At 62.0% G+C, this 9,343-nt stretch carries 10 protein-coding genes; 2 read left to right on the forward strand and 8 right to left on the reverse strand.

Features of this window, described 5'->3' with window-relative positions; translation table 11 throughout:
- The 8 genes from DBR24_RS22870 to DBR24_RS22905 all read right to left on the reverse strand — a co-directional run.
- Positions 1–585, reverse strand: a 585-nt coding sequence (locus tag DBR24_RS22870; RefSeq protein WP_128615889.1) for an oxaloacetate decarboxylase, incomplete at its 3' end; no start/stop codon positions are given.
- A 355-nt stretch (positions 586–940) separates the two neighbouring features.
- The gene (astA, locus tag DBR24_RS22875) at positions 941–1,975 is read right to left on the reverse strand and encodes an arginine N-succinyltransferase (protein ID WP_123467572.1); all 1,035 of its coding nucleotides are present in this window, start codon (positions 1,973–1,975) and stop codon (positions 941–943) included.
- Between the two features lie 61 nt (positions 1,976–2,036).
- On the reverse strand, positions 2,037–3,053 hold the full coding sequence (locus tag DBR24_RS22880) for an arginine N-succinyltransferase (protein WP_123467574.1): 1,017 nt from the start codon (positions 3,051–3,053) through the stop codon (positions 2,037–2,039).
- A 118-nt stretch (positions 3,054–3,171) separates the two neighbouring features.
- On the reverse strand, positions 3,172–4,521 hold the full coding sequence (locus tag DBR24_RS22885) for an APC family permease (RefSeq protein WP_128615882.1): 1,350 nt from the start codon (positions 4,519–4,521) through the stop codon (positions 3,172–3,174).
- 88 nt (positions 4,522–4,609) lie between these two features.
- On the reverse strand, positions 4,610–5,362 hold the full coding sequence (locus tag DBR24_RS22890) for an N-formylglutamate amidohydrolase (RefSeq protein ID WP_128615883.1): 753 nt from the start codon (positions 5,360–5,362) through the stop codon (positions 4,610–4,612).
- Positions 5,346–6,677 (reverse strand): glutamine synthetase, encoded by a 1,332-nt coding sequence (locus tag DBR24_RS22895; RefSeq protein WP_128615884.1) that lies wholly within the window; start codon positions 6,675–6,677, stop codon positions 5,346–5,348. The genes DBR24_RS22890 and DBR24_RS22895 overlap by 17 nt, the downstream gene beginning before the upstream one ends.
- Positions 6,674–7,318: an isochorismatase family cysteine hydrolase gene (locus tag DBR24_RS22900; protein WP_123467582.1), complete on the reverse strand. Its 645-nt coding sequence runs from the start codon at positions 7,316–7,318 to the stop codon at positions 6,674–6,676. The genes DBR24_RS22895 and DBR24_RS22900 overlap by 4 nt, the downstream gene beginning before the upstream one ends.
- A 2-nt stretch (positions 7,319–7,320) precedes the next feature.
- Positions 7,321–8,175: a MurR/RpiR family transcriptional regulator gene (locus tag DBR24_RS22905; protein ID WP_123467584.1), complete on the reverse strand. Its 855-nt coding sequence runs from the start codon at positions 8,173–8,175 to the stop codon at positions 7,321–7,323.
- 148 nt (positions 8,176–8,323) lie between these two features.
- On the opposite strand from DBR24_RS22905, the gene DBR24_RS22910 reads away from it, so the two are divergent.
- On the forward strand, positions 8,324–9,076 hold the full coding sequence (locus DBR24_RS22910) for a histidine phosphatase family protein (protein ID WP_367616132.1): 753 nt from the start codon (positions 8,324–8,326) through the stop codon (positions 9,074–9,076).
- Positions 9,076–9,343, forward strand: a 268-nt coding sequence (locus DBR24_RS33350; RefSeq protein WP_371921346.1) for an SAM-dependent methyltransferase, incomplete at its 3' end; no start/stop codon positions are given. The genes DBR24_RS22910 and DBR24_RS33350, both read left to right, overlap by 1 nt.

Below are 9,343 nucleotides of genomic sequence, written 5' to 3' on the forward strand. Positions count from 1 at the left end.
CTGATCGAAATCCTGAACCCCGACCATGCAAATCCCGTCGGCGCCCGCCGCCTGATATTGCTTGGTGCGGCTGATGATTTCCTGGTTGGGCAGAATGCCGGCATTGGTGCGGGCGATGATCGCCATTTCCGAATCGACCCGGGCTTCCAGCGCCGCACGGATTTTGCCGACGCCTTCGGCGACTGTGATCAGGTCGGTGGATTTGCGCCCGAATTGCGCGGGCAGCAGGGTGTCTTCGATGGTCAGGGCGGCGACGCCGGCGCGTTCCAGTTCGACGATGGTGCGCATCACGTTGAGGGCGTTGCCGTAGCCGTGGTCGGCGTCGGCGATCACCGGCAATTGGGCGACGCGACCGATACGGGTGGCCTGTTCGGCGAACTCGCTGAGGGTGATCAGGGCAAAGTCCGGAGCGCCCAGCACCTGCAACGAGGCCACGGAACCGCCAAGAATCCCCACTTCAAAACCCAGGTCAGCGGCGATGCGGGCGGACATCGGGTCGAACACCGAAGCCGTGTGGTAGCAGGTGTCGGAAGCCAGCAGCTGACGGAAACTACGGCGCAAATCTTGATGGGAAAGCCGGGTCATACGAGTTCCACCAATACAAAGGAATGGAAGGCTTGAGCAAATGTGTCAACGCCGAAGGATGAAAAGGCTATCACGCGAATGGGTCAAGGATCATGACGAATTTGCGAGGGTGACCTGGGAGGGGGGATTCTGCGCTGAAAGGATTCATCAGCGATCAACGCTATAGGAGGGGATTTACCTGTGGATACCTGATTGATCGGTGGCGAGGGGATCTATCCCCGATGGGCTACGAAGCGGCCCCTGAGCCAATCACCTGCCTTCTTCAAACCTGTCGTATTTCGAGATTCTGCGAATGCTGCGCAGTCGAACCGGGATCAATTCCCTCGCCACAGGGAATCTCCTGGCAGATGACGATTCAGGCCGCGACCGCCTGCTGCTGTTGATTGGGCAGCATCACTGCGCGCACTGAATTGCCCGGTTGCAGTTGCAGGCGTTTGGCTGTGAGGCGGTCGATCACCAGGCTGCTGCCGACCCGACGGGCCCGCGCGACGGTGATGCGGCAGTTTTCCAGGCGACGGTTGTGGATCAGCCACAGCGGCGCCTGCTCGTCCGGGGTGCCAAGGCTCAGGGTCAGCTCCAGGCTGTCGCGCACGGTGCGAATGCTGCGCACTGGCGCTTCGATCACCGGGCCACCGTCGAAAATGTCGATATAGCCCTTATGGGCGAACCCCTCGGCCTGGAGGATTTTCAGTGCCGGTTCGGTGTTGGGGTGCGCCTGACCGATGGCCGCTTGCGCCTGTTCGGTGAGCAGGCAGGTGTACAACGGCTGACGTGGCATCAGTTCGGCAATGAACGACTTGTTGCCCAGCCCCGACAAGTGGTCGGCATGGCTGAAGTCCATCTGGAAGAAGTGCCGGCCCAGACTGTCCCAGAACGGCGAACAGCCCTGTTCATCGGCGCTGCCGCGCAGTTCGGCAATCATTTTTTCGCCGAACAGGTGCGGGAACTCGGCAACGAACAACAAGCGCCCCAACGACAGCAGGCGGCCATTGCTGCCCTGACGGTGGTCATGCCCCAGAAACAAGGAGCACAGCTCCGACTGGCCGGTCAGTTCGTTGTTGAGGAACAGCGTCGGAATCTGCCGCTGAATGCCCAGGTCCGGGGCCGAACTGACTGTCAGCCCGACCCGATAGTTGTACCAGGGTTCGCGCAGGCCCACGGCCCCGGTCAACGCGCTGACACCGACCACGCGCAGGTCGTCGTCTTCGAGCACGAACAGGTAGTCGGCGTCGGCACGTTCCACCTGTTCGGCAAACGCCCGTTGCGCCCAGCGTACCCGGTGGGCCAGACGCTCTTCGTTGGCCGGCAGGGTGGTAAACCCCGGGCCGGCCTGTTGCACCAGTGTCATCAAGGCTGGCAAGTCGCTGACTTTAACCGGGCGGACAATCATGCTGTAACTCCTTCTGCGCGCCTGCTCGGGCACTGTCGTTGGGTGCGAGACCGGGCGCGGTTCACAGGGCAATCAGGCGGATCAGGCTGCCGTCGGTCACATTCAGCGCCGCACACATTGCCGGGGTGAGGGCCAGCGGTTGATCGGGGCGGTAATCCAGTTCGGCTACAATCGCCCGGTAGCCGTGCAGCGAGTCGTTGCTCAGCAGGTAACCGCCGCGCGCATCAATGTGCGCCTGTTGCTGCACTTCAAGCGTCTGGCTGCGGGCGATCGACTGGATGTTCGCCGTGCGTGCATACAGGGTCGGGCCGGCATCGAACAGGTCGATGTAGCTGTTGGTTTCAAAACCTTCGCGCTCAAGAATGTCGAACGCTTCCTGGCCGTCCGGGTGAATGCGGCCAATGCATTGCTGTGCGGCGGGCGGCAGCATCGGCACGTAGATCGGGTATTGCGGCATCAGTTCGGCGAGGAACGTGCGGCTTTGCAATCCGCACAGGCGCTCGGCTTCGACGTAGGGCAGGTCGAAAAAATGTTTGCCCAGCGCATCCCAGAACGGCGAGTGGCCGTTCTCGTCGCTGTAGCCGACGATTTCGGTGATCACCGCTTCGGCGAAGCGCGGCGCGTGGGCGGCGATGAACAGCAGGCGTGCCCGCGACAGCAACTCGGAAAACGGCGTGCGCACCAGTTCCGCGTCGATATGAAAACCGCGCAACAGGGTGTGATCGTTGAGGTCGTGGCACAGCGACAGCGCCGGTACACCGTGCTCGATGTTCAACTCCCGCGAGGCACTGGTGAAGTGGCGGTTGCGCAGACTGTAGAACGGTTCCTTGAAACCGGCGGTGGCGAGGATCTCCGAGCAGCCGAGCAGGCGTTGACTGTCGAGGTCTTCGAGCACGAAGAAGTAGTTTTCCGGCCCCGGTGCCGTGGCCTCGCTGGCAAACGAGGCGCAGGACGCGGCGATTTTATCGCGCAGGCGTTCACTGTCGTCCGGCAGCGACGTGACGCCGACCAGGCTATCGCGCGCCAATTGTTGCAATTGCGGCAGGTCGCCGGGTTCCACTGGGCGTAAGACCAGCATGGATGTACTCCTGTATCAAAAGGTCCGGCGAATTCGCCGAACCTGACTATCACTGTCGGTGTCCACGCGTTAAATCGGCGGTCGCCTGATCTGTTGTCAGACGCCGCTCTTTTTCTTGTCAGCCGTTGCTCGGGTCAGGCAGCGCGGTACTGGCGCCGAGCTTGTTGAGGAAGAACAGGTACACCAGGCCCAGAGCGATCCAGATCAGGCCGAGTTTCTGCGCATCGACGCCCATGTTGTACATGATGGCCGCGACGATGATGAAGCCGATCACCGGACAGATCAGGTGACGCACGACCTGACCGGACTTTTGCCGACGCCAGTAGTAGTTGATCACCGTCAGGTGCAGCAGCATGAAGCCGCTGAGCGCGCCGAAGTTGACCAGCGAGGTCAGGGTGTCGACCGAGTTGATGAACAGGTAGCAGATCACCAGCGACAGCACCGCCACCAGATAAATGCTCAGGTACGGCGTGTTGTGTGTCGGGTGCACCTTGGCCAGCACTTTCGGCAACTTGCCGTCGCGAGCCATGCCGAACAGCAGGCGCGAGACCGCGGCTTGCGAGGTGATTGCCACCGCGACTCCCCAGGCCAGCGCGGTCGCCACCCCGGTCAGGGTCGCCAGCCAGCTGCCGGCGGCGATTTCGGCGATTTCATAGAACGCAGTGTCGGCGGACTTGAAGCCCATGCCTGCTGCCAGATCGGTGGCGATCCAGGTCTGTGCGACGAAAATCACCCCCATCACCAGCAATGTGATCAGCGCCGCTTTGCCGACGCTTTTGCCCGGATCGCCCTTGATTTCTTCCGCGAGGGTGGAAATCGCATCGAAGCCGAGGAACGACAGCACCGCAATCGACACCGCTTGCATCAGCAGGGCGAAGTTGAACGTTTCCGGGTGATACAGCGGCGCCAGGGTCAGCTCGCCGTTGCCGCCGCCGTGGTGCAGGGCGTTCCAGGCGTAGAACAAGAAAATCCCCAGCACCACCAGTTGCGCCAGCAGGAAGATGATGTTCATCCGTGCGGTGAAGGTGATGCCGCGCAGGTTGACGAAGGTGGCGCTGACCAGAAACGCCAGAATGAAGCCGACTTTCGGAATGTCCGGATACAGGTGATTGAGCGCCATTGCTGCATAGACGTAGAGCAGTGGCGGAATCAGCAGGTAATCGAGCAGCATCAGCCAGCCGGCAATGAACCCGACGTGTTGATTGAGACCGCGCTGCGCGTAGGAATATACCGAGCCGGCGATCGGAAAAGCCTTGGCCATGCTGCCGTAGCTCAACGCGGTGAACAGCATTGCCACCATGCCGATGATGTAGGCCAGCGGCACCATCCCGGGCGCCTCGGCATTGACGTAGCCATACACGCCGAACGGGGCGATGGGGATCATGAAGATCATCCCGTACACCACCAGGTCGGTCAGTGTCAGGCTACGTTTCAACTCCTGTTTGTAGCCGAACTCTTCTATTTCCATGAAGCGCAACTCCTTGTCAGCTTATCGAGCGTTTTTAGTTGTTATGTCGGTCCGTCATTTACAGCATCTGCAGTTTCTACAACATTCGTTACAGCAGTGGCGCCAGGCGCTCGGCCCACAGGGACACGGCTTGCGGGCTGCGCAGCAGATCGTTGCGCACCTCGATCAGCACCGAATCCAGGCCTCGGGCATCGCCATGCACCGGCACAGTCATGTCGCCCAGCGGGTCAATCTTGTACGGCTGATTGCCGGCGACCTTCAGCGCAAGTTCGCCGAGGCCGTCGAGCACACGTTGCGCATAGGCTTTCGCCTGCCCGAACAACACGCCGATTTCCAGCGGTCGTGGCTGGCCGTAATACACCGGGGTAAAACTGTGAATCCCCACCACCCGTACCGGCTGGCCTTTGGCGATGCGGGCGTCGATCAACGTCTGCAAGCGCGCGTGAAACGGTTTGAACAGCGTCTGGCGGCGGTATTCGCGGCTGGCTTCGTCCAGCTCGCGGTTGCCCGGCACCTGGTAAATCTCGCTCTGCGCCGGAATGCTGTCCGGCGCATGGCGCGGACGATTCAGATCAATCAGCAACCGTGAATAGTTGGCGCTCAACAGTGTCGCCCCGAGTGTTTCCGACAGTGCTTCTGCCAGTTGCAGTGCGCCGATGTCCCAGGCAATGTGCTCGCGGGCGGCGGCATCGTCCAGGCCCAGATTGTTCAGGGCCTCGGGGATGTAGCGGCTGGCGTGCTCGCACACCAGGATCAACGGATGCGATGAATCTTCGCGGCTCAGGTTGTAGACCGGGCGGGTGTACAACCCCGACTCGGTGGATTCAGTACAGGCGTGCATAGTGCTCACACAGGTCAGCGGGCGAGAGCTGTTCCGTCAGCGCCAGTTCCTCGGTTTTAAGGGCGTGGTAGGTGTCGAGCAAGGGCTTGGGCAGCCATTCATTGAAGGCTGCACTGTCACGCAGGCAATCCAGCGCCTGGGCCAGCGAGGCGGGCAGGGCAACGATGCCCCGGGCCTTGCGTTGCTCGTCGTTGAGTGAATCGGGAATTTCATCGGTGATGGCGTTCAGCGCCAGGCGCTGTTCGATGCCCAGCCGTCCGGCGATCAGCAGCGCGGCCATCGCGAGGTGCGGCGAGGCGGTGGCGTCCATGGCGCGGAACTCCAGGTTGAACTGGTTGGCCACGGATTTGCCGCCGAGTGTCACGGTCGGGCAGATGCGCAGCGCCGCTTCACGATTTTGCTGGCCCAGACAGGCATAAGACGCACTCCAGTGATGCGGCTGCAGGCGCTCGTAGGACACCGGCGTCGGAGCGGTGAACGCACACAGCGCCGGCAGATAGTGCAGAATCCCCGCCGCCCAATGCTGGCCAAGGCTCGACAAACCGTTGCTGGTACCCGCGTCGTAGAGCTGCGGCTGACCCGCCAGATCGAGCAGGCTGACGTGCAGGTGCACGCCGTTGCACACGGCATCGGCGGCAGTTTTCGGTGCGAAACTCAGATCCAGGCCCATTTGCCGGGCAATCTCACGGGTGATTTCGCGCACGTTCACCGCACGGTCTGCCGCCGCCACGCCAAGGGTCGGGCGGCAGGTGATTTCGTATTGATGCTTGCCGTATTCGGGCAGGAACATTTCTGGCTCGACGCCACCGGCGCGCAAGGCGCTGAGCAGCCAGCCGCCGAATTCGGCGCCCTGACGCTGGGCTTCGAGGGAAAACGCCAGGTGTTCGGCAAACCCGGCGTGCAGGTTGAATTCGTGTTCGAACGCGGCGTTGACCTGCAGGCCCAGTACGTCGCGATATCGTTCGATTTCGTCACGCAGCAACGTGCGCGGGCAGGCGCCCCACGGGCGGCCATCGGTTTCGCGGATATCACCGTGGATAAAGTCCAGCGCTGGCGCATCGGCTTCCGGGCCGTTGCCGACAGTGACGCGGCTGCTCAGGTCCGGAATCAGCCGCAGATCGCCATAAGCGCCCCACGGGTTGGTCGAGGCGATGACATCCTGCGGCGTCAGCGCACTGTTGGCCGGCACCCAGCCGCAGCCGGCGGCTTGATAATGCTCCAGCTCATCGGTGGGAAACGAGCGGCCCCGGGTAATGCCGATCAGGTCGGTGGTGACGATGGTGGTCATCGGCAGCGGCGTCAGGCGTGCACTCATGGGCGCATCTCCTGCAACCGGCCGAGCACGGTTTGCGTGTCGGTGATCCAGCAGTAGCCCTTGATCGCATTCAGGCAGGCGTCATGCCGCGCCGGGGTGTAGGTGGCGCAGGCGTCTTCGACCAGGGTCACCAGATAGCCACGGTCAGCGGCGTCGCGCACGGCCATGTCGACGCACTGGTCGGTGACAATGCCGGCGATGATCAAGTGACGGGTTTCGAGGTTGCGCAGCACGTAGTCGATGTTGGTCGAGTTGAACACCCCGGACGAGGTTTTCGGCAAGACGATCTCGTTTTCCACCGGGGTCAGGTCGTCGATGATCCGCGCCTGCTCACTGCCCTTGGGCAGGTGCATGTCCGACAGTTTGTGGTCCAGCGAGCGGTCGCGGCCGTCGGCGGTCAGGCTCTCGATGATGGTGTGCAGCACGTTCTGCCGCGCTTCGCGAAAGGCGCTGAGCAACCGGCGCTGGTTGGGCACCACCTGCATGTGGGTGCGGGTCAGGAAGTATTCGGCATCCGGTCCGTTCAGGTGCGGGTCGTACTGCGGTTCGAGCCAGGCACGCTGCATGTCCACCAGCAGCAATGCGCTGTGATCGGTGACAAACGGCAGATCCCGCGGCGAGCGGTGGGGAAGGCTGAACATCCTTATTTATCCTCCAGCAGGTGGGTGTTGAAGTCGTTGCGCAGGGCGTCGATGCCTTCCAGGCGATCGGCCAGATCCGGGCTGCGCAGGGTCAGGCAGGCAATCAGCGCCTCGACCTGCGCCAGTGCCGGAACCATGGTGTCGAACGGCGAGGCCGACTCCACCGGGGCGCTGATGATCAGGTCGGCCAGTTCGCGCAGGGGCGAGGCGTAGATATCGGTGAACAGCACCACCCGCGCGTTATTGTGTTTCGCCGCGCTGGCGACACGCAGGGCCTGGGTCTGATAGCGGCGATAGTCGAACACCAGCACCACGTCCTGACGCTGCAGGTCGAACAGTCGGTCGGGCAATTGCGCGTTGTCTTCCAGGGCAAAACAGCCCGGACGCAGCAAGCGCAGGTGATTGAGCAGGTAGGTGGCCATCAGGCTGCTGAAACGCCCGCCAAAGCAGTACACCTGATGACGGGTATCCAGCAGCCAGTCGCTGAGGATGCGCACGTCTTCGGGCTGGGTCAGCGATTGGGTTTCGACCAGCAGGCGATGGCTGTCGCCCAGGTAGTGGCTCCAGGCATCGTCCTTGTGCTGTTGCGCACGTGGCTGCAACAGAGTACGCGGCGAGCGCAGGCGATGGTCCATGTCGCTGAGCAACGCATCCTGGAATTCGGCATAACCACCAAAACCGAGTTTTTTGACCAGACGCACGATAGTCGGATCGCTGACACCGGCGTGTTCGGCCAGGCGTGCCATTGGCCCCAGGCCATTGCGCGGATACTGATCGAGCAAGGCGCGCACGACTTTGCGCTCTGATGGCGTCAGTTCAAGGCCAGGGTCAGTGATCAGGTCTCTGAGAGGGGGCATCCGGGCTCCTGCTGGATGGGGGGTGTCGAATTCGCTTCACAATCCGTTAAAACAGTATTTATGTAACTGACGCTACATGTCTAGTGAATTTTTCGCCATGTTGAACAGGCTCCAAAAGGGTGCGAAATGCCCGTGTAACAAGGCCTACATGAAAGTCGACCGGCTTTGTAGTCCGTTGCCCATGGTGGTGTCAGAGATTGCCGCTTTTCTAACAGTACGAGCACGCTCCGGCGCGTTTTGTGTTGTCCCGCAGCCCGCGGTTTACGGCACAATTGCCGACCCGTCGGCGTTGCGCCGTTGTTTTTCATGCCTCCTGAGCGAGCGATGCACCGTGCAGACCACCCGTTTGACTTTGATTTGCCATGCGCGAACCGTCGCACAAAAACTGGCGCGTTTTCCTACGAACGAGCCCGTTGAAAATATCGCGCTGGCGCCGGACGCGCTGGCCGCCCGCTACCCCCGGCCGCGCCGCTTGCTTTGCGGCCCCGAGTTGCGCACGCGCCAGACGGCCGCGTGGTTTGGTGCCGATGCTGACGTGGAGGACGCATTGCGTGACTGCGATTGGGGCCACTGGCATGGCCAGTCGATCAAGGATGTACAGCGCGAGGAGGGCGAAGCGTTGCACGCGTGGCTCAGCGATCCACAGGTTGTGCCGCCTGGGGGGGAATCCGTTACGCAACTCGGCGCCCGGGTGGCGGCATGGCTGATGCAAGTGCAGTCGGCGCCTGGCCATGTGGTCGCTGTCACCCATCCGTTCGTGGTCCGTGCGGCATTGATGCAGGTTGTGCAGGGCGCGGCGTTCAACGCAATTGATGTCGAGCCGCTGGCGTCGATCGAATTGCAGTTCAACGGTCGATGGCGGCTACGCTTGCCCGGCATAGACCCTGAGGGAGTGCTCTGATGAAACGACTACTGGTGATTGGCATCGGCGCCGGTCATCCGGACTACATCACGATGCAGGCGGTGAAGGCGCTGAACCGCGTCGATGTGTTCTTCCTCATGGACAAGGGCCAGAGCAAGGACAAACTGATCGACCTGCGCCGGGAGATCTGTGCGCGCTACATCACCGATCGTGCCTATCGCTTTGCCGAAGCCCACAGCCCGGAGCGCGAGCGCGGCGAGGTCGACTATATCGCCAGTGTCGATGAGTTGAATCGGCTGAAGCAGC

Source organism: Pseudomonas sp. HMWF006, assembly GCF_003061205.1.
Classification (GTDB): domain Bacteria; phylum Pseudomonadota; class Gammaproteobacteria; order Pseudomonadales; family Pseudomonadaceae; genus Aquipseudomonas; species Aquipseudomonas monsensis.